We start from the raw sequence: 23,608 nt of genomic DNA on the forward strand, positions 1-23,608 counted from the left end.
ATCGAGAACGTGGCCAGTACGAGTGAATCGGCGGACCGGCTGACGCCCGTGCTGCGCCCGGTGCGGGCGGGCAACGGCTTCGAGGAGGCCCTGGAGCAGATCCTCCAGGTGGTGCGGCTCGGGCTCGTGCCGGGCGGGGAGCGGCTGCCCGCCGAGCGGGAGCTGGCCGACCGGATGGGGATCAGCCGGGTGACGCTGCGCGAGGTCCTCAAGGTGCTCCAGGAACAGGGCCTGGTGGAGAGCAGGCGCGGCCGCTACGGCGGGACGTTCGTGCTGCCGCGCGTCCAGACCGCCGACGAGGACGAGCTGCGCCGCCGGATCGCCTCGGTCGACATGGAGGACACCCTGCGCTTCCGCGAGGTCCTCGAAGTGGGGGCGGCCGGGCTCTGCGCGGCGCACGGTCTCGACGCGGCGGGCGCCGAGCGGCTGCGGGCGGCCGTGGCGGCGACCCATGACGCCCCGCTGGCCGACTACCGCCGCCAGGACACCCTGCTCCACCTCACCCTGGCCGAGCTGTCCGGCTCGCCGACGCTCACGGCGCAGTACGCGGCCGTCCGGGCCACCGTGAACGACCTGCTCGACTGCATCCCGCTGCTCGTCCGCAATCTGGAGCACTCCCAGCACCAGCACACCGCCCTCGTGGAGGCGGTCCTCGACGGGGACGCGGACGCGGCGCGCGAGGTGATGCGGGAGCACTGCGCGGGCACGGCGGCGCTGCTGCGGGGCTTCCTGACATGAGACGGCGCTCCCCGGGTACGTAACCCGAAAGTAACGCACGGGGGTTGCGCTCCCGTGTCGGCCACCGCAAAGGTATGCCTCCAATCCATTGGGCCCGTTGCGGGGAGCTGACGCTGCCATGACGCTCGAAGACACCACGCCACCGAAGGACGACTACCTCGAACGCCGGGCGTTGCGCCGCGGCAGCGCCGGGTGGCTGCTGCTCACCGGGCTCGGCGTCGCCTATGTGGTCTCCGGGGACTTCTCCGGCTGGAACATCGGCCTGTCGAAGGGCGGCTTCGGCGGCCTCGCCGTCGCCACCGTCCTGATGGGCGCGATGTACGCCTGTCTGGTCTTCGCGCTCGCCGAACTCTCCGCCATCCTGCCCACCGCGGGCGGCGGTTACGGCTTCGCCCGCCGCGCGCTCGGCACCTGGGGCGGCTTCCTCACCGGCACCGCGATCCTCATCGAGTACATCCTGGCGCCCGCCGCGATCTCGATCTTCATCGGCGATTACGTCGAGTCCCTCGGCCTCTTCGGCCTGGAATCCGGCTGGCCCGTCTACCTGGTCTGCTTCGCGCTCTTCATCGGGATCCACCTCTGGGGCGTGGGAGAGGCCCTGCGGTTCAGCCTCGTCGTGACGGCCGTCGCGGTCGCGGCGCTCGTCGTCTTCGCGCTGGGCGCGTTCACCGACTTCCACGTCGACGGCCTGAACGACATCCCGGTCGACGGCGAGGCGTTCGGGGCGAGCTCCTGGCTGCCGTTCGGCCTGCTCGGGATCTGGGCGGCGTTCCCGTTCGGCATGTGGTTCTTCCTCGGCGTGGAGGGCGTGCCGCTCGCCGCCGAGGAGGCCAAGGACCCGGTGCGGTCGATGCCGAGGGCGCTCGCGATCTCCATGGGCATCCTGGTGCTGCTCGCCGTGATGACCTTCTTCGCGGCGACCGGGGCGCGCGGGTCGGCCGCCGTCCAGGAGGCGGGCAACCCGCTGGTCGTGGCGCTCCAGGGCGACGGGGAGCCGACGGCGCTGAGCCGGTTCGTGAACTACGCGGGCCTCGCCGGTCTGGTCGCCTCCTTCTTCTCCCTCATCTACGCCGGCTCGCGCCAGCTGTTCGCCCTCTCCCGGGCGGGCTACCTGCCGCGCTTCCTCTCCCTCACCAGCCGCCGCAAGTCGCCGTACCTGGGGCTCCTCATCCCGGGTGCGATCGGCTTCGCGCTGGCCGCGGGGACCGGGGACGGGGCCCGGATGCTCAACATCGCGGTGTTCGGCGCCACCATCTCGTACGCCCTGATGGCGCTCTCCCACATCGTGCTGCGGCGCCGCGAGCCCGGACTGCACCGGCCGTACCGCACGCCCGGCGGCATCGTCACCTCGTCGGTGGCCTTCGTGCTGGCCCTCTCGGCGCTGGTCGCGACCTTCCTGGTGGACCGGACGGCGGCGTTCATGGCGCTCGGGGTGTACGTGATCGCCCTCGCCTACTTCGCGTTCTACAGTCGGCACCATCTGGTGGCCAGGGCGCCCGAGGAGGAGTTCGCGGCGCTCGCCGCGGCCGAGGCCGAGCTCGAACGCGACTGACCCGCCCGCTGCTCCGCACCCCTGGAGGACGTTTCCGTGAACAAGCCGCTCATCGGCGTGACGACCTATCTGGACCAGGCCCGTTGGGGGGTGTGGGACATGCCGGCCGCGCTGCTTCCCGCGCGGTACCCACGCCTCGTCCAGGAGAGCGGGGGGATCGCGGTGATGCTGCCGCCGGACGCGCCGGAGACGGCGGCGGCGGTCGTGGCCCGGCTCGACGGTCTCGTCGTGGCGGGCGGGGCGGACGTCGAGCCCGTGCGGTACGGGGCCGAGCGCGACCCCCGGACCGGCCCGCCGGCCCGGGAGCGGGACGCCTGGGAACTGGCCCTGATCGACGCGGCGATCGCCGCCGGCACCCCGCTGCTCGGCATCTGCCGGGGGATGCAGCTCCTGAACGTGGCGCGCGGCGGGACGCTGGTCCAGCACCTGGACGGGCACACCGAGGCGGTCGGGGTGATCGGCCGGCACGCGGTGAAGCCGGTGCCGGGCAGCCGCTACGCCTCCCTGGTGCCGGAACTCGCCGAGGTCCCGACCTACCACCACCAGGCCGTGGACCGGCTGGGCGCGGGGCTCGCGGCCTCGGCCCACGCCGAGGACGGCACGGTGGAGGCGGTCGAGCTGGCGGCCCCGGCCTGGGTCCTCGGCGTCCAGTGGCACCCGGAGATGGGCGAGGACCTGCGCGTGATGCGGGGGCTCGTGGCGGCGGCGACGGCCTCGGACACGGCGGGGCGCGCCTGACGGTGACGCGTGGGACGGCGGTGACGCGCGCCCGATGGTGAGGCCGCGCCCAGCGGCGACGTGTGGACGGCGGTGACGCGCGCCCGACGGCTGCCCGTTCCGCCGCTCAGGCCGCCGCGCGGGCCGCCGTCAGGACGCGGTCGTTCCGCATGAGGAGTGCGTAGAGGGCGGCGGAGACGCCCATCCCGGCGGGGAGCGAGAGGTCGACGCCGCCGAGCGCGGCGGCGACCGGGCCCGTGTAGAGGGTGTCGGCGCAGAGGGCCGCCGTGGTGACGCCCCCGACGAGGGCGAGCGCGCCCGCCCGGTTGACGCCCGCCGTGTACCAGAAGGGGCCGCCCGGGGTCTCGTCCGAGAGGGCGGGGCCGTCGTAGCGGCACCGGCGCAGCAGGACGTCGGTGGCGTAGACCGCCGCCATGGGGCCGATCAGGACGGTGATCACCTGCAGGGCGTTGCTGACGGTGTCCAGGAAGTCGGAGACGAGCAGCCCGTACAGGGTGAGGGCGACGGCGACGGCCCCGTCGAAGAGGACGCTGACGGAGCGCCGGACGGGGAGCCCGACGGCCTGGAGCGCGAGTCCCGCGCTGTACGCGGTCAGGGCGTTGATCGCGATGGTGCCGATGACCAGGGCGAGCAGGAACACCGGGACGAACCAGCCGGGCAGGATCTCCTGGAGCGCGGTCTGAGGGTCGGTCATGTCGACGGCGGTGGCCGCGAAGGCGCCGAGGGAGCAGACGATGACGCTGGGCAGGAACGCGCCGAACGCGGTCCAGCCGATGATCGCCTTCTTCGAGGCCGTACGGGGCAGGTAGCGGGAGAAGTCGGCGCTCGTCGTGTACGAGAGCGGGCCCGAGGCGATCATCGTGGTGCCCGCGAGGAGCAGCGCCCAGAGGGCGGTCCCGTGGACCGGCTCGGCGGGGGCGTACGAGAAGTCGGCGTGCCGCAGGACGGCGAGGGCGACGACGGTGAAGGCCCCGGCGAGGACCAGGGTGATCGGCAGGTACAGCTTGATGATCAGGCCGTGCCCGTAGACGCTGATGACCAGTGTCAGGGCGGCGATCACGACGATGACGGCCACCTTGACCGGGGTGTTCGCCGTGAGGCCGGCCTTCTCGACGAGCGCGAAGGCGGCGGTGGCCGCCGCGGCGAGGTTGAGGGCGAAGTAGCAGACGGAGACCAGCCAGCCGCCGACGGCGTTGTTCACCCGGTTGCCGAGGACGCCGTACACGGCGCGGGTGATCACCTCGCTGGGGGCGCCCGCGGCCGGTCCCGAGGTGGCGAGCAGACCGGTGAGCAGCCAGAAGAGGTTGCCCACCACGATGACGCCGACGGCCTGCCAGAGGCTGAGGCCCATCAGGACGAGGGCGCCGCCGATGACCAGGCTGAGGTAGTTGACGTTCGCCGCGGCCCAGACGGAGAAGAGCTCACGGGGGTGTCCGTGGCGCTCGGTGTCGGGGATGTGGTCGATGCCGTGGGCCTCGACGCGGCCGGGCCGGTCGGTGGCCGGCGGATCGACCGGCGCGCCCTCGGAGCGGGCGAGCGGGTCGGGGATCGTGGAAGCCATGCGGCCCTCCGGATGCGTGTGGTGCCCACCTGGTTGCTTATTGGTCGCACACTCAATAGCATCGCCGTTATGCCGTCAAGCGTCCCGCGCAAGAGAATCCGGAAAACGCCCGAGGCCCGCCGGGCGGAGATCGTGGAGACCGCCGCCCGGGTGGCCCTCACCGAGGGCCTCGAATGCGTCACCCTGCGGCGGATCGCCGACGAACTCGCCGTACGACCCGGTCTGATCAGCCACTACTTCCCCTCGGCGGACGATCTGGTGGGCGAGGCGTTCAGCGTGGCCGCCACCGGCGAACTCGACGCGCTGCTGCCCGCCGAGCGCCCCCACGGGACGCCCACGCAGTACCTCGCGCGCTACTTCGCGCTCTCCGCCGGCGAGGCCTACGACGACATCAGCCGCCTCTGGATCAACGCCCGGCACCTCAGCCGCTACCGGCCCGTCCTGCGCGACCGGGTCGCCGAACAGGAACTCGCCTCCGACGACCGCCTGGAGCGGCTCATCCGCGAAGGCGTCGAGCGCGGCGAGTTCCGCACCGACGACCCGCGCACCGCGGCCATCCAGATCCTGGTGGTCCTCGACGGCCTCGGCGCCCACGCCAACACCGACCGGAGCAACCGCCCCGAGGCCGTGACCCGCATGGCCCTCACCACGGCGGAACGCGAACTCGGCCTGGCGCACGGCGCGCTGAGCGACGTACCGGCGCCGGCCGAACCGTCCTGACCCGACCCCGCCCCCTCGCCCTGCCCGTTCCCCCACTGGAGCCACCGTGCGCACCCGACTCGTCCTGCTCTCCGCCCGTCTGCTCGACCCCGGCACGGGGGCGTTCCTGCCCGAGACCGCGCTCGCCGTCTCCGACGACGGCCGGATCGCCGCCCTCGGCGACGACCGCGAGATCCGCGCGCTCGCGGGCCCCGCCACCACGGTCGTCGACCTCAAGGGCGCCGTGGTCACCCCGGGACTCGTCGACGGACACCTGCACCCGGTGTCGGGCGCCGAACTGACCCACGGCCTCGACCTGTCGTACTGCGCGGACCTCGACGACGTCCGCGAGGCCCTCGCCCGCGAGGTGCGGACCCTCGGCCGGGGCGACTGGCTCTTCGGCTGGGGCCTCGACCCCAACGTCTTCGGCGACCGGCCCGTCGGCACCGCCCCCTTCGACGCCGTACTCGACGGCGTACCCGCCTTCCTGCTGCTCTTCGACGCCCACTCGGCGCTCGCCAGCCGGCGGGCGCTCGAACTCGCCGGGGTCGACGGCCCCCGCACCTTCGACCAGGCCTCCGCCGAGGTCGTCTGCGACGCCGACGGCCGCCCCACCGGGTTCCTCCAGGAGGACGCGGCCTGCGCGCTGGTCGAGCGGGTCGCCCCCCGCCCGACCCCCGAGGAGAGCCGGGAGCGGCTCGCCGAGGCCCTGCGGTCCATGGCCGCGGCCGGGCTCACCGGCGGTCACGCCATGGACGCCAACGGCGAGAGCCTCGCGCTGTACGGGGAGCTCGACGCCGCCGGTGAGCTGGCGCTACGGCTCCGGGTGGCGCCCTGGTGCCAGCCCGGCACCGACGCGGACGGCGTACGGGCCCTGATCGAGCGGCAGGGCACCGGCGGCGCGCTGTGGCGGGTCGCGGGCGTGAAGCTCTTCATGGACGGCACCATCGACAACGGCACCGCCTGGCTGGAACGCCCCGACTGCCACGGCGAGTCCACCCACGCGTTCTGGCCCGACCCGGCCGCGTACACGCACATCGTCGGCGAGCTGCACCGGGCGGGCGTGCCGACCGCGACCCACGCCATCGGCGACGCGGCCGTCCGGCACGCCCTCGACGCCGTCGAGAAGGCCCGCACCACCGGCGGGAGCGAGGTCCGGCACCGGGTCGAGCACATCGAGACCGTGCCGGACGACACCCTGCGCCGCTTCGCCGACCTGGGCGTCCTCGCGTCGATGCAGCCCACCCACTGCTGCGACTTCACCCGCGCCGACCACAGCGACAACTGGTCCCGCCGCCTCGGCGAGGAGCGGGCCTCGCGCGCGTGGCGCTGCCGCGACCTGGTGGACTCGGGGGCCACGGTGGTGCTCGGCTCGGACTGGCCGATCGCGCCGTTCCCGCCGCTGGGCGTGATGGCCGGGGCGCGCCACCGGCGCCCGAGCCGGGACCTGGGTATGCCGCCGCACGGCCCCGAGCAGGCGCTCACGGCACTGGAGGCGCTGCGGGGCATGACGACGGCGGCGGCGTACGCGGCGGGCGAGGAGCACGAGGCGGGCCGCATCGCCCCGGGCTTCCGTGCCGACCTGACGGCCTTCGCGGCCAGCCCCCTGACGACCCCGGCGACGGACCTGCCGGACCTCCCGGTCCTGCTGACGGTCCTGGACGGCCGGATCACCCACCGGGCGACGGAGGTCTGAGAGAGCCTCGGCAGGGCGGGCGCGAGCCGCCGGGGGGCGGCCGTGTGGTGAGGGGTCGGCGTGAGGCGCCGAGGTGCCGGTGGTCGGCCGTGGTCAGCCCGTCGGGCGGGCCCGGGTCAGGGACAGCAGGTCTCGGGCCGGGCCCGTGGGGCGGTGGCCGGCGGGCCAGACGGCGCGGAGGTCGCGGCGCAGCTGGACGCCTCCGACGGGGATCGCGACCAGGCGGCGGGAGGCAAGCTCCTCGGCGATCGCGAGCTCGCTGAGGACGGCCGGGCCGGCCCCGCTCACGGCGGCCGCCTTCACCGCCGTCGTGGAGGCGAGTTCGAGCAGCGGCTGCGCGAGGCCGCCGTGCGCGGACAGCGCGGCGTCCAGGACCTGCCGGGTGCCCGAGCCGCGCTCCCGCAGCACCAGCGGGGTCGCGGCGAGCTCCGCCGGGTCCAGCGGGCCGCGACGGCGGGCCCAGGGATGCGTGGGGGCGGCGACGACCGCGAGCCGGTCATGGGCGACGACCACCCCGTCGAGGCCGTCGGGCACGGCGAGGCCCTCCACGAAGCCGATGTCCGCCTCGTTCGCGAGGAGTCGCTCCGCGACCACCGCCGAGTTCCCCGCCTGGAGCGACACCGCCGTGTCGGGGCGCTCGGCGCGCAGCGCGATGAGCCAGCCGGGCAGCAGGTACTCGGCGATCGTCATCGACGCGGCCACCCGCAGCCGCGAGTCCCGCCGTCCGCGCAGGGCCTGCGCGCCCGCGTCGAAGGCCTCGGCCGCCTCGACGATCCGGCGCGCCCAGTCGGTGACGAGGGCGCCCGCGTCGGTGAGCCGTGATCCGCGCGGCGAGCGGTCGACCAGGGCCACTCCGAGCTGCCGTTCCATGGAGCGGATGCGGCTGCTCGCGGCGGGCTGGGTGATGCCGACCTCGCGGGCGGCGGCGCCGAGGCTGCCGTGCCGGGCGACGGCGAGGAGCAGTTCGAGCGCGCCGAGATCCGGCACCCGGTGGTGGAGCTGCGCCTTGACGTCGGCCCCGTACGGCTCGCCGCGGCGTTCCCCCGCGGACGCCGACGTCGTCGCCGGCGTGGACCGTTCCTCGAACTCCCCGCTGCTGCTCATAAAGCCAGCTTATGACGTCATAGCCGCATGATCCCTGGTGGGGGCGGGGAAAGCGGGCGAACGTGGAGCCATGGCAAGCCTCGCACCTCCCCGTCCTGCCCCCCGCGCCACCACCCCCGGCGCCCGGCCGGCCGCCTTCCCGGCCCGTTCGGTCCGTCACCTCGGACCCAACTGGTACGCCTCCGTCATGGGAACGGCCATCGTGGCCACCGCGGGCGCCTCCCTCCCGCTGGACCTCCCCGGTCTCCGTACCGCCTGCGCCGCCGTCTGGGCGCTGTCGCTCGCGATGCTGCTCGTCCTGCTGTGCGCCCGCACCGTGCACTGGGTGCGCCACCGCGACCAGGCACGGGCGCACCTCCTGGACCCCGCCGTGGCGCCGTTCTACGGCTGTCTGTCGATGGCGCTGCTCGCCGTCGGCGGCGGCGCGATGATCGTGGGCCGGGACTGGATCGGCCTCCCGGCCGCCGTCGCCCTCGACACCGTCCTGTTCACCGCCGGCACGGTCGTCGGCCTGGCGGCCGCGGTCGGCATCCCGTACCTCATGGTGGTCCACCACAAGATCGAGAGCGCCTCCCCGGTGTGGCTGCTGCCGGTCGTCGCCCCCATGGTCTCCGCCGCGCTCGGCCCGCTGCTCGTGCCCCATCTGCCCGCCGGTCAGGCGCAGGAGACCCTGCTGCTGGCCTGCTGGGCGATGTTCGGCGTCAGCCTCCTCGCCACCCTGGTCATGCTGCCGCTGGTCTTCGGGCGGCTCGTGACCGGCGGCCCCCTGCCGCTCGCGCTCACCCCCACCCTCTTCCTCGTCCTCGGCCCGCTCGGCCAGTCGACGACCGCCGCAAACAAGTTCGCCGACGTCGCCCCGGGCGTGCTGCCCGCCCCGTACGCCCACGGGTTCGCCTCCTTCGCCGTCCTCTACGGCGTGCCCGTCATGGGCTTCGCCCTGCTGTGGCTGGGACTCGCCGGGGCGATGGTGCTGCGGGCCCGCCGACAGGGCATGGGCTTCGCGATGACCTTCTGGGCGTTCACCTTCCCCGTCGGGACCTGTGTGACCGGCGCCGAGGGGCTCGCCCAGCACACCGGCCTCGCCGCGTTCCGGTGGCTCGCGATCGGCCTGTACGTGTGCCTCGTCGCCGCCTGGCTGGTGGCCGGGGCCCACACCCTGCGCGGCCTCGTCAGCGGCTCGCTGCTCGCAGCGCCCGCGTCAGCACCCGCGGCGCCGCCGCGAGCGACGGCCCGTACCAGGTGAGGTGCCGCCCGTCGACGAGCGCGGCGGCGGCCCCGGGGAACGCCTCGGGGCCGTCGTCGCGCGTGAAGCGGTACGGCTCGTCCGGCAGCACGACCAGGTCGGGCGCGGCGGCGCGGAGCTCGTCGAGCGGGAGGCGCGGATAGCGCTCCGGGTGCTCGGCGTACAGATTGCGCACCCCGATCCTGGCCAGCAGGTCACCGGCGAAGGTGTCCCGGCCCAGGACCATCCAGGGGCGGCGCCAGATCGGCACGACCGCCGTGTACGTCCCCTCGGGGGTCACCGCGTCCCAGGCGGCCTCGGCCTCGTCGAGCCAGCGCGGCCGCCGGGGCGCGCCGCAGGCGGCGAGGACCCGCTCCAGCTCGCGCAGGCCCTGGTCGAGGGTGCGGATCTCGGTGACGAGGACGTCGAGCCCGGCGGCCCGCAGTTCCGCGAGGTCGGGGGCGCGGTTCTCCTCCTCGTTGGCGAGGACGACGTCGGGGCGGAGGGCGGTGATCGCGGGGACGTCGGGGTTCTTGGTGCCGCCGACGCGGGCGACGCCGAGGTCCGCGGGGTGGCTGCACCAGTCCGTGGCGCCGACCAGCACGCCGGGCGCGGTGACGGCGACGGCCTCGGTCAGGGAGGGCACGAGGGAGACGACCCGCGGCACGGTCCCGCGAAGCGAGGGCCCCGGGCGCGTGGTCATTCCTCTTCGGCCTCGACGTGCTCCGCGACGGCGACGACGAGCAGCCGGGTGCCCGGTTCGGTGGCGCGCCAGCGGTGCCGTACCCCGCCGGAGAGGTAGAGGGTGTCGCCCCGGTCCAGCCGGTACGCGCGCCCTTCCGCCTCGACCTCGGCGGCGCCGTCGGCCACGTACAGCAGCTCGTCGTTGCGGTGCTGGAACTCGCGGCCCGCGTCCTGCTCGCCGGTGAACTCCAGGGCGTGCAGCTGATGGCGGCCGCGCACGACCGCCCGTACGCCCGGGGGCAGCGCGGGAGAACGCTCGTCGGCCCGCACGACGTCGACCGTACGGGAGGCCTCCGCGGCGGCCAGGAGGTCGGCGGCGGAGGTCTCCAGGGCGTCGGCGACGAGTTCCAGCGAGCGGTGGCTGGGGCGCGCCCGGTCGTTCTCGACCTGGCTGAGGAAGGGCACGGAGAGACCGCTGCGCGAGGAGACGACGGCCAGCGTGAGCTGGAGCGCTCTGCGTCTCCTCTTGACGGCCGCGCCCACGCGGGGTGATTCCTTCTCGTCCATGTCGGCCCCCTCCCTCGTGCCTCGTGCGTCCCGTACCGGGCGGTTACCTGAACCTTACGCAGCTTTGGGGCGGGGTTTCGCGTCGTGACGAAAAGGGGTGGTCGCCGAACACGTTCGGCGACCACCCCTTTTCGGACAGGAACCGTTCACCGGTCGCCGTCGGGTGCCGTGGAGGCTACTGCGGGGCGAGCTTCTCCGCGAGGCCCGGGCTGTTGTCCAGCCAGGTACGGACGGCCTCCTGCTCCTTGCCCTTGCCGGTCTTCTGGATGACGGCTTCGAGGTCCGTGAGCTGCTTCTCGGTCAGCTCGAAGTTCTTCAGCCAGCTGCCGACCTCGGGGTTCTCGGCGGCGAATCCCTTACGGGCGAGGGTGTGGACGCCGTCGCCCTTGCCCCAGGAACCCTTGGGGTCGGCGAGCTTCTTCAGGTCGTGGGTGGAGTAGGCCCAGTGCGGCGACCAGAGGGTGACGACGACCGGTTCCTTGCGCTCGTACGAGCGCTTCAGCTCGGCGAGCATGCCGGGCGTGGAGCCGTCGACGACCTCGTACTCGCCCTCCAGGCCGTACTCCTTGAGCACCTTGTCCTTGAGGATGCCCATCATGCCGGCGCTGGGCTCGATGCCGACGATCCGGCCCTTGAACTGTCCCGCCTTGCCCTTGAGGTCGGCGAGGGAGTCGACGCCCTTCACGTATGAGGGGACGGAGAGCTCCAGGGAAGTGGGGCCGTACCAGGAGCCGAGGTCCTCCAGCTTGTTCTGGTACTTCTTCCAGTACTGCTCGTGCGTGACGGGCAGCCAGGAGTCGGTCTGGAAGTCGAGCTGGCCGCCGGCCAGGCCCGTGTAGAGCGCGCCGGCCTCCAGCTGCTTGGTCTCGACCTCGTACCCCCGGCGTTCCAGGAGTTCCTTCCACAGGAACGTGGACGCGATGCCCTCGTCCCAGGGGATGTAGCCGATGCTGATCTTCTTGCCGTGGCCGCCGTTCGGCCCCGAGGCCGTGGTCGAGCTCGCGCCCGACCCGCCGAAGACACCGGTGCCACCGGCGACGAGGGCGAGCACGACGACACCGACGAGGGCCGTGACGGGCTGCGGGCGGTGCGCCCAGAGCTTCGCCCCGGGCCGCTTGGCGCTGAGCAGGGCGCGGGCCTTGGCCGCGGCGCGGCGGCCGAGCGGGGAGACCTGGCGGCCGAGGGCACCGGTCATCCGGTCCAGGTACATGGCGAGGACGACGATGGAGACGCCGGCCTCGAAGCCGAGACCGATGTCGACGTTGCCGATGGCGCGGTAGACCGCGCCGCCGAGCCCGCCGCCGCCGACCATGCCGGCGATGACGACCATCGAAAGGCCGAGCATGATGACCTGGTTGACACCGGCCATGATCGTCGGGAGGGCCAGCGGCAGCTGCACGCGGAGCAGCGTGTTGCGCGGGGTGGTGCCGAACGCCTCGGCGGCCTCGACGAGTTCGCCGTCGACCTGCCGGATGCCCAGCTCCGTCATGCGGACGCCCGGGGGCAGCGCGAAGACGATCGTGGCGATGATGCCGGGGACCACGCCGACGCCGAAGAAGATGATGCCGGGGATGAGGTAGACCATCGCCGGCATGGTCTGCATGAAGTCGAGCACCGGCCGCAGGACGGCGCTGACGGTCTTCGAGCGGGCCGCCCAGATGCCGAGCGGCACGGCGATCACCAGGGTCACCAAGGTGGCGACGAGGACGAGGGAGAGCGTCGCCATGGCCTCGTCCCACAGCTGCACCGAGTCGACGAGCGCGAACCCGGCGAAGGCGAGGACACCGGCGGCCAGGCCGCGCAGCCACCAGGCGACGACGGCGAGGATGCCGGCGAAGAGCAGCGGCTGGGGCGCGGACAGGACGGCGTCGATGCCGTCGTAGAGACCGGTGACACCGGTGCTGACGGCGTCGAAGAGCCAGGAGAACTGGGCCTGGAGCCAGTCGACGGAACTGTCGACCCACTCACCGAGGGGAAGCCTAGGCACCGACGGTCACCTCCTTCGCATCCGCGTCCTCGGCATTCCTCGCGCCGAGCCCGCCCATCACGGCCAGCAGCCGCTCGGTCGGTACGACTCCGAGGACGGCGCCGTCGGAGTCCTCGACGGTCACGGGGTGCGGGGCGCGGGCGGCGACGGCGCACAGGTCGGCGACGAGCGTGTCCGGGCCGACGGCCTGGCAGGCGCAGTCGGCGGGGCAGTCCACCGGGGTGGCGCCGCCCGTCATGACGGCGGAGGCGGTGAGCACCCGGGAGCGGTCGACGTCCTGGATGAAGGAGGCCACGTAGTCATCGGCGGGGCGGACCAGGATGTCCTCGGCGGTGCCGAGCTGCACGATCCTGCCGTCGCGCATGACGGCGATCCGGTCGCCGAGGCGCATGGCCTCGTTGAGGTCGTGGGTGATGAAGACGATCGTCTTCTTCAGCCGCTGCTGGAGCACCAGGAGCTGGTCCTGCATGTCGCGGCGGATGAGGGGGTCGAGCGCGCTGAAGGACTCGTCCATGAGGAGCAGGTCGGCGTCGGTGGCGAGCGCGCGGGCGAGGCCGACGCGCTGCTGCATGCCGCCGGAGAGCTCGTCGGGCCAGGACTTCTCCCACCCGGCCAGGCCGCACAGCTCCAGGGCCTCGGCGGCCCGGACCTCCCGCTCGGCGCGCGGGACGCCCTGGACCTCCAGGCCGTAGCCGGCGTTCTCCAGGACGTTTCGGTGCGGGAACAGCGCGAAGTGCTGGAAGACCATGCTGATCTTGGTGGAGCGCACGGTGCGCAGGTCGCGGGGGGAGAGCGCGGTGAGATCCCGGCCGTCGAAGAGGACCCGCCCGGCGGTCGGTTCGAGCAGGCCGTTGAGCATGCGCAGCAGGGTGGACTTGCCGGATCCGGAGAGCCCCATCACGACGAAGATCTGGCCGGGCTCGACGGTGAACCCGGCGTCGACGACGGCTGCCGTCGTCCCCTCGGCACGCAGCTCCTCCCGGTCGGCGCCGGCGGCGAGCCTGCGGACGGCTTCGTCGGGTCGTCTGCCGAACACCTTGTACAGGTGGTCTGCCTGGAGCCTGGACACATGAACCTCACGGGTAGCAACGAAAACGGCCCCCACCACCCCCGCGTGGCCGGGCCGTGGAGCGGGCGGGATCGGCCCGCCACCCGTCGCGTACGGGGATCCTTTTGTTGAATCCCGTACCGGGTTCGCTCCGGGCACGCGCCTGCCCGGCTTCACAGGGTGCAAACGCAAAGGTGACGGGGGTCACGCGGAGGGGGGCGGAACCGCGGACGCAGGGGAAGGCGTCCGCGGGCGTGGCGCGTGCGGGTGTGGGCGTCGCACGTGCCGCATCGGGCTTGCGCGTGCGGGTGTGGGCGTCGCATGTGCCGCTTCGGGCTTGCGCGTGCGGGTGTGGGCTTGCGCGTGTGGGTGTGGGCGCTCGAATGCGGCTTCGGGCGCCGCGGGCGCGCCGAGCCCTAACATCGGGGAGGTGACTCGACGCCTCATGCTCCTCGACACCGCCAGCCTCTACTTCCGGGCCTACTTCGGCGTGCCGGACTCCGTCCGCGCCCCCGACGGCACTCCCGTCAACGCCGTGCGCGGACTGCTCGACTTCATCACCCGGCTCGTCCAGGACCACCAGCCTGACGACCTCGTGGCCTGCTGGGACGACGACTGGCGGCCGCAGTGGCGGGTGGACCTGATCCCCTCGTACAAGGCGCACCGGGTGGCCGTCGTGACCGAGACGGGACCGGACGAGGAGGAGATCCCCGACACCCTGTCCCCCCAGGTCCCGGTGATCGAGGAGGTCCTGGCGGCGCTCGGCATCGCCCGGATCGGCGCGGCGGGGTACGAGGCGGACGACGTGATCGGAACGCTCGCGGGCCGCGCCCGGGGCCCGGTGGACATCGTCACGGGCGACCGGGACCTGTTCCAGCTGGTCGACGACGCCCGGAGCGTACGGGTGCTGTACCCGCGCAAGGGCGTCGGCGACTGCGACCTGGTGGACGCGGACATGATCGTCAGCAAGTACGGGGTGCGCCCCGACCAGTACGCCGACTTCGCGGCGCTGCGCGGCGACGCCAGCGACGGCCTGCCCGGAGTGAAGGGCATCGGCGAGAAGACGGCGGCCCAGCTGATCACCGAGTACGGCGACCTGGCCGGGGTACGGGCGGCCGCCGAGGACCGGACGTCGAAGCTGACCCCCGCCAAGCGGCGCGGAATCGTGGAGGCGGCCGCCTACCTGGACGTCGCTCCGACGGTGGTGAAGGTCGCCGGGGACGTACCGCTGCCGGAGTTCGACGCGACCCTGCCGACGGCACCCAGGGACCCGGCGGCGCTCGACGCGCTGGTCAAGCGCTGGGGTCTCGGCGGGGCCGTGGGACGACTGCTGCCGGTCCTGGACCGCTGACGAAATCGGCTCGCACTGGGTCGACAGCGCCTCGGGATGATAACTTAGGCTTACCTAAGCTATTTGAGACCCATCGAGTCACTTCGAGTCAGGAGAGCCACTCGTGGCGGAGCAGCCCCGCAAGGCACCGAAGGCCACCGAGGCGCGCGTGGTGCGCACCGAGCGGATCACCCCGCACATGGTGCGGATCGTCCTGGGCGGGCCCGGCCTCGGCGCCTTCGAGGCCGACACCTACACCGACCACTACGTGAAGCTGCTCTTCGCCCCAGAGGGCGTCGCCTACCCGGAGCCGTTCGACATGGAGCGGATCCGGGAGGAGTTCCCCCGGGAGCAGTGGCCGACCACGCGGACGTACACGGTGCGCGCCTGGGACCCGGTCCACCGCGAGCTGACCATCGACTTCGTGGTCCACGGCGACGAGGGCCTCGCGGGCCCGTGGGCGGCGCGCGCCGAGGCGGGCGACACGGTGCGCTTCCTGGGCCCCGGCGGCGGCTACTCGCCGGACCCGGCGGCCGACTGGCACCTGCTCGCGGGCGACGAGAGCGCGCTGCCGGCCATCGCGGTGGCCCTGGAGCAGCTGCCGGCCGGGGCGCGGGTGCACGCGTTCGTGGAGATCTCGGACGCCGCCGAGGAGCAGAAGTTCGCGACGGACCACGGCATCGACGTGACCTGGCTGCACCGGGGCGACCGGCCGGTGGGCGAGGCGCTCGTCGAGGCCGTGCAGTCCCTGGACTTCCCGGCCGGCGACGTGCACGCCTTCGTCCACGGCGAGGCGGGCTTCGTGAAGGAACTCCGCCGGCACCTGCGCCTTGACCGGGCGGTACCGCGCGAGCGCCTGTCGATCTCGGGCTACTGGCGCCAGGGGAAGTCGGACGAGGCGTGGCGCGCGATCAAGCGCGAGTGGAACGACCAGGTGGAACGCGAACAGGAGAACTGAGACGCGGAGCCGTGAAGACGCGGAGCCGGCTCACGGCGCGGGGCCCGGGGATCACCCCCGGGCCCCGCGCTTTTCGTTTCTCGTAAGGCGCGGCGCAATCCAGAAGGGGCGTGGCAGGCGTCCGCTGCCCCGACACGGCCCGGCCACGGGGCGGCCGCAGGCACCGCAGGCCCGGACTCCCCCGAAGACGGGCCGGCCGGACCGGCCTACGTCGTCTCGCCGTACATCCGGTCCGAGGTGTCCGTGTGGGCCATCCGCCGCAGCGCCGAGAAGATCGCGTCGCCGATGACCGTGCCGACGACCACGCTCTCCACCAGCTCCTCGCGCGCCACGTTGCGCGCCACGAAGTCCAGGTCGGCCCCCGCCACCCGCTCCGCCGCGTCCGCGTACGCGTCCAGGACCTCGACGAACGACCCGTGGCCGGCCTCGTCGACCGCCGCGAGGGCCACGGCGAGCGCCTCCGATGCCGGGTTGCCCTCGCCCACCCGCCATCCACGCGCGGCGATCAACGCCGCGACCTGCTTCCGCGCCTCCTCGATCCCGGCATGGGACTCGCGGTCGTAACGCGGCACGAGTCCGGACGCCACCGTGCCCAGCAGCTTGTGCACCGACCGTTCGGGGTCGTCGAGCGCGACGATCACCTCGCGGATCGCCGCGACCGAGAGGCCGCCCACGTCGAGGAGCGCCCGGATCAGGCGGAGGCGCTGCACATGCGTCTCCCCGTACGAAGCCTGGTTAGGGCTCGTCAGTTCTCCGGCAGGCAGCAGTCCTTCCCGTACGTAGAACTTGATCGTCGGGATGGACACCCCGGTCCTGCGACTCAACTCTCCGATGCGCACCGCGTGTTCACCTTCCTGGTCCCGCTTCGGCCTTGCCGACCGACCCTCCCATCATAGATAGTGGCGCTATCAGATAGTAGCTAGTGCCACTATCCATACCTGCCACAACTGTGTCCGCACATCCCACGGGGGGAAATCCGCATGTCCTCGCTCAACTTATTCACCCGGTTCCACCGGCCACTGGTCTGGTTCGCCGCCTCCATGGGTGTCCTCGCCCTGGTCTCGGCGGTCGGCATCTTCGTCGACGACCGCGTCCTGGTCGGGGTGCCGATCTGGACCAAGCCGTTCAAGTTCTCGGTCTCGTTCGTCGCGTACGCGCTCTCGCTCGCCTGGATGCTCTCCCTGCTGCCCCGGGGGCGGCGGGTCGGCTGGTGGGCCGGGACGGTCGTCGCCGCGGCCAGCGCCGGCGAGATGGTGCTCATCACCCTCCAGGTGATCCGCGGCACGCAGAGCCACTTCAACCAGGCGACGCCCTTCGACGACGCCGTGTTCCAGCTCATGGGCGCGACCGTCGTCGTCCTGTGGCTGGGTGCCCTGGTCATCGCGGTCCTGCTGCTGCGCGCCAAGATCCTCGACCGGGCCATGGCCTGGGCCGTCCGACTCTCCTCGCTCATCGCCCTCGCGGGCGCCGCCGTCGGCTTCCTGATGGTGCGTCCGAAGCCGGAACAGCTCGCCGTCGACCACCCGCCGATCGAGGGCGGCCACGCCGTCGGCGTCCCGGACGGCGGCCCGTCGATGCCGCTGACCGGCTGGGCGAGCACGGGCGGCGACCTGCGCGTGCCCCACTTCTTCGGCATGCACGCGCTCCAGCTGCTGCCGCTGGTGCTGCTCGTCCTGGCCGCACTCGCACCACGGTTCGCCCGCCTCGCGGACGAGCGGGTACGACTCCGGCTCGGCCTGACGGCCGCCGCGGTGTACGCGGCGACCTTCGCCCTACTGACCTGGCAGGCCCTACGCGGCCAGGCCCTACTCGCCCCGGACGCGACGACACTGACGGCCGCGGCCGCGATCGCCGCCCTGGGCGCCGCAGCAACGACCCTCTCCCTCAGGGCCACTTCCCCCACGCCGGAGGCCGTTCATGACCCACGGGGCGTAGGGATCTGACGAACGGCCTGAAGCCCCGCCCCAGCCGCGACGCGCGCCTCCGGTGCCCCGGACCACGACGCTTCCGTTCGCCCGGGCCGCGCCCGGAGCCCGGGCGCAGCGCGCTGCCCGGAGCGGGTCTCAGTCCCGGGTCCGTACCGTGGCCAGGACGTCGCGGTCCGGTTGGAGGGTGAGGCTGGGGACCGGGAGGAGTTCTTCGGTCGTCAGGTTCAGGTGGTAGCGGCGGGCGAGGACCGCGAGGACGAGGACGGCTTCCACGAGGGCGAAGCGGGTGCCGAGGCAGACGCGGGGGCCGCCGCCGAAGGGGAACCAGGCGTACTCGGGTATCTGCTCGGCGGGTTCGCCCTCCCGCTCGATCCAGCGCTCGGGGCGGAAGGCCTCCGCGTCGCCGTACCAGCGGGGGTCCCGCTGGGTGGCCCACTGGCTGGACCAGACGCGGGTGCCGGCGGGTACGGGCGTGCCACCGAGCACGGCGCCTTCCTTGGCGAGGCCGGTGATGAGCCAGATCGTCGGGTAGAGGCGCAGGGTCTCCTTGATGACCGCCTGGGTGTAGGTGAGGGCGGCGTAGTCGTCGTAGCCGGGTTCGTGGTCGGCGAGGACGCGGTCGAGTTCTTCGGTGAGGGCGTCGCGGACCCGGGGGTTGCGGGAGAGGAGGTACCAGGCCCAGACGAGGGTGGAGCTGGTGGTCTCGTGGCCGCCGATGTAGAGGGTGACGGTCTCGTCGCGGATCTCCTGGTCGGAGAGGGGCGCGCCGGTCTCGTCGCGGGCGGCGAGCAGTCGGCTGAGGAGGTCGGGGCGTTCGGTCTCGCCGTCGCGGTGACGGGAGACGACGCGGGAGACCTCGGCGTCGATGACGGCGGTGGCACGTTTGATGCGGGCGCGTCCGGGGGTGGGCACCCAGTCGGGCAGGACGGCTCCGATGCCGCTGAACTCGGCGCCGATCTCCTTCTGTGCGACGTCCATGGCGGCGCCGATGGCTTCGGCGTCGGCCGCGGTGTCGACGCCGAAGATGGTGCGGACGGCGATGAGCTGGGTGAGGGCCGCCATCTCCTTCTTGATGTCGATGTGCTGTCCGTCGGTCCAGCGGTCGGCGAGGGCGACGGCGCAGTCGGCCATGGTCGCGGCGTAGGAGCGGACCTGTTTGGGGCGGACGGAGGGTTGGACGAGGGAGCGCTTGCGGCGCCAGTCGGCGCCCTTGGAGACGATGACGCCGTTCCCGAGGAGGGTGCGGAAGGCGATGCCGAGGTCGGGCTGGTCGAAGCTGCGCTCGACCTCGGTGAGGAGTTCGCCGACGGTGTCGGGGTGGGCGATGAAGAGGGAGGGTTTGCGGCCGAAGCGCCAGCGGACGATGTCCCCGCGGTCCCTGAGTTGTTCGAAGAAGGCGAGGGGGTTCTTGCCGAAGGCGGGGAGGCTGCCGAGGAGTGGCATGCCGCGCGGGCCGTCGACGACAACCGGAACCGTGGCCGGAGTCATGGCCGGAGCCGTGGGCGGAGTGGCGGCCGGAGCCGTCGACGGGGAGCCTGTCGGCTCGCCCTCCTTCTCCGTCCCGGCATGCGGGCGTCCGGCTTGCGTGGTCATCTGCGTCCCCTCCCCGACGGGCCCTTCCCCAACGGGCCTTCCCTGCTTGTGAGTCCATGCAATCGGAACGGCCCCGCGCGCGCCACCCCTGTGGACGACGGCCTGTGGACAACGTCCCGTGCGCGACCCTTTTCGGGGGTGCGGAGACGGGCGAGTGCCCGTGGCGTACTCGCCACGGGCACTCGATCCGGGGATGCCGGAGGAAGGAAACGGGCCGTCAGCCCACCGAGCTGTAGGCGACGACGCCGCGCAGCAGCGAGTCGACGGCCTTGCGGGCGTTCTTGGCGACGGTGCTGTTCTCCCGGGGCGCCGCCGCGGCGATCTGTCCGAGGACGTCGATGACCTGCTTGCACCAGCGGACGAAGTCGCCCGCGGGCATTTCCGCCTCGCGCAGCACCTCGTCGAGGCTCTTGTCGGAGGCCCACTGGTAGGCGGCCCAGGCGAAGCCGAGGTCGGGCTCGCGCTGGCCGACCCCTTCCGCCTGGTTGATCTTGAATTCCTCTTCGAGGGCGTCGAGGCGGCCCCAGATCCTGACCATCTCGCCGAGTGCGGCCTTGGCGTTGCCCGTGGGCAGTTTGGGTGCCACGGCGTCGTCGGACTGCCGCGCCTCGAACACCAACGCCGAGGCGCAGGCGGCCAGTTCGGCCGGGTTGAGGCCTTCCCAGACGCGGTCGCGGAGGCATTCGCTGGCCAGCAGGTCGAGTTCGCCGTAGAGCCGGGCGAGCCGCTTGCCGTTCTCGGTGACCTCGTTGCCGCGCAGGTAGTCGAGCTCGGTGAGGAGCGCGACGATCCGGTCGAAGGTGCGGGCGATGGTGTTGGTGCGGCCCTCGATGCGCCGCTCCAGCTGCTGGGTGTCGCGCTGGAGGCGGTGGTAGCGCTCGGCCCAGCGGGCGTGGTCCTCACGCTCGTCGCAGCCGTGGCAGGGGTGCGCGCGGATCTCGGTGCGCAGCCGGGCGAGCTCGCGGTCGTCGGCGGCGGCGGAGCGCTGCTTCCGGTGTCGCTCGGGGTTGATGTGTCCGGCCTTGCTGCGCAGGGCGGAGGCGAGGTCGCGGCGGGACTGCGGGGAGCGGGGGTTGAAGGACTTGGGGATCCTCATCCGCTCCAGTGCCTCGACCGGGACGGGGAAGTCGATGGACGCGAGTCTCTTGACCTGCCGCTCGGCGGTGAGGACGAGGGGGCGGGGCCCGTCGTGGTGCTCGAATCCCCGGTGGCCGTTGGTGCGGCCGGCCGGGATGCCGGGGTCGAGGACGAGGGCGAGTCCGGCGAACTTGCCGGTGGGGACGTGGATGACGTCACCGGGCTTCAGCTTCTCGAGCGAGCCGGCGGCCTGGGCGCGGCGCTGGGCGGCGCCCTGCCGGGCCAGTTCGGTCTCGCGGTCCTTGAGGTCGCGGCGGAGCCGCGCGTACTCCTCGAAGTCTCCGAGGTGGCAGGTCATGCCCTCGCGGTAGCCCTGGAGTCCCTCTTCGTTCTTCTGCACCTGCCGGGAGATGCCGACGACGGAGCGGTCGGCCTGGAACTGGGCGAAGGAGGTTTCGAGGAGTTCGCGGGAGCGGTGCCGGCCGAACTGGTCGACGAGGTTGACCGCCATGTTGTACGAGGGCTTGAAGCTGGAGCGCAGGGGGTAGGTGCGGGTGCCGGCGAGTCCGGCGAGGTGCTCGGGGTCGAGTCCGCGCTGCCAGAGGACGACGGCGTGCCCCTCGACGTCGATGCCGCGGCGGCCGGCGCGGCCGGTGAGCTGGGTGTACTCGCCGGGGGTGATGTCGGCGTGCTGTTCGCCGTTCCACTTGACGAGCTTTTCGAGGACGACGGAGCGCGCGGGCATGTTGATGCCGAGGGCGAGGGTCTCGGTGGCGAAGACGGCCTTGACGAGGCCGCGGACGAAGAGCTCCTCGACGACCTCCTTGAAGGTCGGGAGCATGCCGGCGTGGTGGGCGGCGATGCCCCGCTCCAGCGCTTCGAGCCATTCGTAGTAGCCGAGGACGTGCAGGTCCTCGCCGGGGATGGCGGCGGTGCGCTCCTCGACGATCTCGCGGACGCGGCGGCGGCCGTCCTCGTCGTTGAGCCGGAGTCCGGCGTAGAGGCACTGCTGTACGGCGGCCTCGCAGCCGGCCCGGCTGAAGATGAAGGTGATCGCGGGCAGGAGTCCCTCGGCGTCGAGGCGCTCGATGACCTCGGGGCGGCCGGGGGTCCAGATGCGGGAGCGCTGGCGGCGCTCGCGCTCGCGGTCGGCCTCGCGGATCATCTTGCCGCGCCGCCGGTCGCGCGGGTTGTAGGTGCGCGTGTTCTCGGTGCGGGCGAGGCGGAGGAGGTCGGGGTTGAGTTCGCGGCGGGAGGCGCCGCGGCCGCCGTGGTCGGTCTCCTCCTCGAAGAGGTCGTACATCCGGCGTCCGGCGAGGACGTGCTGCCAGAGCGGGACGGGGCGGCTCTCGGAGACGATGACCTCGGTGTCGCCGCGGACGGTGTCGAGCCAGTCGCCGAACTCCTCGGCGTTGGACACGGTCGCGGAGAGTGAGACGAGGGTGACCGATTCGGGGAGGTGGATGATCACTTCCTCCCAGACGGCGCCGCGGAACCGGTCGGAGAGGTAGTGGACCTCGTCCATGACCACGTATCCGAGGCCGGAGAGGGCCTGGGATCCCGCGTACAGCATGTTGCGGAGGACTTCGGTGGTCATGACCACGATCGGTGCATCACCGTTGACGCTGTTGTCACCGGTGAGCAGGCCGACCTTGTCGTTGCCGTACCGCTTGACGAGGTCGGCGTACTTCTGGTTCGACAGGGCCTTGATCGGGGTGGTGTAGAAGCACTTGCGGCCCTGTGTGAGGGCGAGGTGGACGGCGAACTCGCCGACGATGGTCTTGCCGGAGCCCGTGGGCGCGGCGACGAGTACGCCCTTGCCCGCTTCGAGGGCCTGGCATGCCTCGATCTGGAAGGGGTCCAGACCGAACTCGTACATCTCGCGGAAGGGGGCAAGCGCGGTGGCCGCATCGGCGTTGCGGGCGCGGGCGGCCGCGTACGCCTCGGCTGGTGTGAGGTCCTCTGTCATCTTGTTCTCGAGCCTACCCGCCCCCTGTGACAGTGACGCGATCTTTATCGAGGGGATGTGGAGGGTCCCGTTCCGACCGTTGGGCCGGGGGCCTCGACCGCTTGACCGGGCCTCGACCGCTTGGCCGGGAGCCTCGGCGCCGTCCCGGGCGAGGGCGCAGCGGCCCGGCGCCCGGACATGGGTGTCCCCCCGGACTCAGCCCGGGGGGACCCTGGAGGATCAGGTGATGTCGTCGTAGCCGTTCACCCGGTGCGCACCGGTTCCGCCGTGCTCTCCGGTGGCCTGCTCGGGCAGGGCGCGGGAGGCGCCGACCGGTTCGACGGCCCCGACGGTCTCGGGGGTGAGGTCGAGCGAGGAGGCCTCGTCGTCGTCGAGCTCGGCGTCGGGGTTGTTCCGCTTGCGCCGCCGGTCGTTGAGGAGGGAGAAGGCGACGGCCCCGAAGTACAGGACGGTGATGGGCCCGGCGAGGGCGATCATGCCGACCGGGTCGGTGGTCGGGGTGATGACGGCGCCGAAGACGAAGACGCCCATGATCACGCCCCGCCACCAGCCGGCCATGCGGCGGCCGGTGAGGACTCCGGTGAGGTTGAGCATCACCAGGACCAGCGGCAGCTCGAAGGCCAGGCCGAAGACGAGCACCATGCGCAGGGTGAAGTCGAGGACGTCACCGAGCGAGAGGATGTTCGCGGAGCCCTCGGGCGTGAGGCTGATGAGCACCTTCACGCTGATGGGGAGGATCAGGTACGCGAGGTAGGCGCCGGCGGAGAACAGCGGCACGGCCGCGCCGACGAAGGCGTACGTGTACTTCTTCTCGCTCTTGTGGAGGCCCGGCGCGACGAAGGCCCACAGCTGGTAGAGCCAGACGGGGCTCGCGACGACGAGGCCCGCCGTCAGGGACAGCTGGATCGTCGTGCTGAACGGGGCCATGAGCGTGTTGAAGGAGACGATCGCGCAGTTGCCGCCGTTGCTGCTGACGCCCGGTGCGCAGGTGGGCACCGACTTCGTCAGGAACTGCATCAGCTCCTCGCTGTACACGAGGGCCACGATCGTCACCGCGGCGACGGCGAGGAGTCCCTTCGCCAGTCGGTTGCGGAGTTCACGCAGGTGCTCCACGAGGGGCATCCGGCCCTCGGGATCCTTCTCCTGCTTGCGGGCAG

19 protein-coding genes are annotated in these 23,608 nt (G+C 72.7%); 9 read left to right on the forward strand and 10 right to left on the reverse strand.

Features of this window, described 5'->3' with window-relative positions:
- Positions 1–9 precede the first annotated feature (9 nt).
- The 3 genes from DEJ43_RS05960 (at position 10) to DEJ43_RS05970 (ending at position 3,028) form a co-directional block, all read left to right on the forward strand.
- On the forward strand, positions 10–738 hold the full coding sequence (locus tag DEJ43_RS05960; RefSeq protein WP_015032411.1) for a FadR/GntR family transcriptional regulator: 729 nt from the start codon (positions 10–12) through the stop codon (positions 736–738).
- Between the two features lie 118 nt (positions 739–856).
- Positions 857–2,290 carry an ethanolamine permease gene (gene eat, locus DEJ43_RS05965; RefSeq protein ID WP_015032412.1) on the forward strand — a complete coding sequence of 478 codons (1,434 nt, stop codon included), beginning with the start codon at positions 857–859 and terminating at the stop codon, positions 2,288–2,290.
- A gap of 36 nt (positions 2,291–2,326) precedes the next feature.
- Positions 2,327–3,028 carry a gamma-glutamyl-gamma-aminobutyrate hydrolase family protein gene (locus tag DEJ43_RS05970; protein ID WP_015032413.1) on the forward strand — a complete coding sequence of 234 codons (702 nt, stop codon included), beginning with the start codon at positions 2,327–2,329 and terminating at the stop codon, positions 3,026–3,028.
- A gap of 106 nt (positions 3,029–3,134) precedes the next feature.
- Here DEJ43_RS05970 and DEJ43_RS05975 read toward each other — a convergent pair whose 3' ends face one another.
- Positions 3,135–4,589 carry a purine-cytosine permease family protein gene (locus DEJ43_RS05975; RefSeq protein WP_015032414.1) on the reverse strand — a complete coding sequence of 485 codons (1,455 nt, stop codon included), beginning with the start codon at positions 4,587–4,589 and terminating at the stop codon, positions 3,135–3,137.
- Between the two features lie 69 nt (positions 4,590–4,658).
- Between DEJ43_RS05975 and DEJ43_RS05980 the strand changes: the two genes are divergently transcribed.
- Together DEJ43_RS05980 and DEJ43_RS05985 are read left to right on the forward strand one after the other, a co-directional pair.
- Entirely contained in the window at positions 4,659–5,309 is a 651-nt protein-coding gene (locus DEJ43_RS05980; RefSeq protein WP_041662167.1) for a TetR/AcrR family transcriptional regulator, read from the forward strand.
- 46 nt (positions 5,310–5,355) lie between these two features.
- Positions 5,356–6,984, forward strand: a complete 1,629-nt coding sequence (locus DEJ43_RS05985; protein ID WP_015032416.1) for an amidohydrolase — start codon at positions 5,356–5,358, stop codon at positions 6,982–6,984.
- Positions 6,985–7,077: 93 nt separating this feature from the next.
- On the opposite strand, the gene DEJ43_RS05990 is transcribed toward DEJ43_RS05985, so the two are convergent.
- Positions 7,078–8,088 (reverse strand): LysR family transcriptional regulator, encoded by a 1,011-nt coding sequence (locus DEJ43_RS05990; RefSeq protein ID WP_015032417.1) that lies wholly within the window; start codon positions 8,086–8,088, stop codon positions 7,078–7,080.
- A gap of 70 nt (positions 8,089–8,158) precedes the next feature.
- Between DEJ43_RS05990 and DEJ43_RS05995 the strand changes: the two genes are divergently transcribed.
- The gene (locus DEJ43_RS05995) at positions 8,159–9,331 is read left to right on the forward strand and encodes a TDT family transporter (RefSeq protein ID WP_015032418.1); all 1,173 of its coding nucleotides are present in this window, start codon (positions 8,159–8,161) and stop codon (positions 9,329–9,331) included.
- On the opposite strand, the gene DEJ43_RS06000 is transcribed toward DEJ43_RS05995, so the two are convergent.
- From DEJ43_RS06000 to DEJ43_RS06015, 4 genes are all read right to left on the reverse strand, one after another.
- A complete protein-coding gene (locus DEJ43_RS06000) occupies positions 9,258–10,013 on the reverse strand; it encodes a helical backbone metal receptor (RefSeq protein WP_015032419.1) in 756 nt (251 codons plus the stop codon). The two genes, DEJ43_RS05995 and DEJ43_RS06000, sit on opposite strands and share 74 nt — an antisense overlap.
- Entirely contained in the window at positions 10,010–10,561 is a 552-nt protein-coding gene (locus tag DEJ43_RS06005; protein ID WP_015032420.1) for a helix-turn-helix domain-containing protein, read from the reverse strand. Before DEJ43_RS06005 ends, DEJ43_RS06000 begins: the two co-directional genes overlap by 4 nt.
- A 175-nt stretch (positions 10,562–10,736) precedes the next feature.
- A complete protein-coding gene (locus DEJ43_RS06010; RefSeq protein ID WP_015032421.1) occupies positions 10,737–12,548 on the reverse strand; it encodes an ABC transporter permease/substrate binding protein in 1,812 nt (603 codons plus the stop codon).
- On the reverse strand, positions 12,541–13,617 hold the full coding sequence (locus DEJ43_RS06015) for a quaternary amine ABC transporter ATP-binding protein (RefSeq protein ID WP_041662169.1): 1,077 nt from the start codon (positions 13,615–13,617) through the stop codon (positions 12,541–12,543). The genes DEJ43_RS06010 and DEJ43_RS06015 overlap by 8 nt, the downstream gene beginning before the upstream one ends.
- Positions 13,618–14,041: 424 nt before the next feature.
- On the opposite strand from DEJ43_RS06015, the gene DEJ43_RS06020 reads away from it, so the two are divergent.
- Together DEJ43_RS06020 and DEJ43_RS06025 are read left to right on the forward strand one after the other, a co-directional pair.
- Positions 14,042–14,947 carry a 5'-3' exonuclease gene (locus DEJ43_RS06020; RefSeq protein ID WP_041662170.1) on the forward strand — a complete coding sequence of 302 codons (906 nt, stop codon included), beginning with the start codon at positions 14,042–14,044 and terminating at the stop codon, positions 14,945–14,947.
- 103 nt (positions 14,948–15,050) lie between these two features.
- On the forward strand, positions 15,051–15,884 hold the full coding sequence (locus DEJ43_RS06025; RefSeq protein ID WP_015032424.1) for a siderophore-interacting protein: 834 nt from the start codon (positions 15,051–15,053) through the stop codon (positions 15,882–15,884).
- 206 nt (positions 15,885–16,090) lie between these two features.
- On the opposite strand, the gene DEJ43_RS06030 is transcribed toward DEJ43_RS06025, so the two are convergent.
- On the reverse strand, positions 16,091–16,723 hold the full coding sequence (locus tag DEJ43_RS06030; protein WP_015032425.1) for a MerR family transcriptional regulator: 633 nt from the start codon (positions 16,721–16,723) through the stop codon (positions 16,091–16,093).
- Positions 16,724–16,864: 141 nt separating this feature from the next.
- Here DEJ43_RS06030 and DEJ43_RS06035 point away from each other — a divergent pair, with 141 nt between their 5' ends.
- Positions 16,865–17,827: a hypothetical protein gene (locus DEJ43_RS06035; RefSeq protein WP_015032426.1), complete on the forward strand. Its 963-nt coding sequence runs from the start codon at positions 16,865–16,867 to the stop codon at positions 17,825–17,827.
- A 120-nt stretch (positions 17,828–17,947) separates the two neighbouring features.
- Here DEJ43_RS06035 and DEJ43_RS06040 read toward each other — a convergent pair whose 3' ends face one another.
- The 3 genes from DEJ43_RS06040 to tatC all read right to left on the reverse strand — a co-directional run bounded on the left by DEJ43_RS06040 (position 17,948) and on the right by tatC (position 23,573).
- Positions 17,948–19,300 (reverse strand): cytochrome P450, encoded by a 1,353-nt coding sequence (locus DEJ43_RS06040; protein WP_015032427.1) that lies wholly within the window; start codon positions 19,298–19,300, stop codon positions 17,948–17,950.
- Positions 19,301–19,622: 322 nt separating this feature from the next.
- Positions 19,623–22,451, reverse strand: coding sequence for a DEAD/DEAH box helicase (locus DEJ43_RS06045; RefSeq protein ID WP_015032428.1), 2,829 nt, complete (start codon positions 22,449–22,451; stop codon positions 19,623–19,625).
- A 219-nt stretch (positions 22,452–22,670) separates the two neighbouring features.
- A complete protein-coding gene (gene tatC, locus DEJ43_RS06050; RefSeq protein ID WP_181399463.1) occupies positions 22,671–23,573 on the reverse strand; it encodes a twin-arginine translocase subunit TatC in 903 nt (300 codons plus the stop codon).
- Positions 23,574–23,608 lie beyond the last annotated feature (35 nt).

Source organism: Streptomyces venezuelae ATCC 10712, from assembly GCF_008639165.1.
Lineage (GTDB): Bacteria > Actinomycetota > Actinomycetes > Streptomycetales > Streptomycetaceae > Streptomyces > Streptomyces venezuelae.

Coding starts and splice junctions, on each gene's coding strand:
- DEJ43_RS05975 (WP_015032414.1), bottom strand. CDS start 4,589: ATGGCTTCCACGATCCCCGACCCGCTCGCCCGCTCCGAGGGCGCGCCG.
- tatC (WP_181399463.1), bottom strand. CDS start 23,573: ATGCCCCTCGTGGAGCACCTGCGTGAACTCCGCAACCGACTGGCGAAG.
- DEJ43_RS06005 (WP_015032420.1), bottom strand. CDS start 10,561: ATGGACGAGAAGGAATCACCCCGCGTGGGCGCGGCCGTCAAGAGGAGA.
- DEJ43_RS06000 (WP_015032419.1), bottom strand. CDS start 10,013: ATGACCACGCGCCCGGGGCCCTCGCTTCGCGGGACCGTGCCGCGGGTC.
- DEJ43_RS05990 (WP_015032417.1), bottom strand. CDS start 8,088: ATGAGCAGCAGCGGGGAGTTCGAGGAACGGTCCACGCCGGCGACGACG.
- DEJ43_RS06045 (WP_015032428.1), bottom strand. CDS start 22,451: ATGACAGAGGACCTCACACCAGCCGAGGCGTACGCGGCCGCCCGCGCC.
- DEJ43_RS06035 (WP_015032426.1), top strand. CDS start 16,865: ATGTCCTCGCTCAACTTATTCACCCGGTTCCACCGGCCACTGGTCTGG.
- DEJ43_RS05995 (WP_015032418.1), top strand. CDS start 8,159: ATGGCAAGCCTCGCACCTCCCCGTCCTGCCCCCCGCGCCACCACCCCC.
- eat (WP_015032412.1), top strand. CDS start 857: ATGACGCTCGAAGACACCACGCCACCGAAGGACGACTACCTCGAACGC.
- DEJ43_RS06040 (WP_015032427.1), bottom strand. CDS start 19,300: ATGACTCCGGCCACGGTTCCGGTTGTCGTCGACGGCCCGCGCGGCATG.
- DEJ43_RS06020 (WP_041662170.1), top strand. CDS start 14,042: ATGCTCCTCGACACCGCCAGCCTCTACTTCCGGGCCTACTTCGGCGTG.
- DEJ43_RS05980 (WP_041662167.1), top strand. CDS start 4,659: ATGCCGTCAAGCGTCCCGCGCAAGAGAATCCGGAAAACGCCCGAGGCC.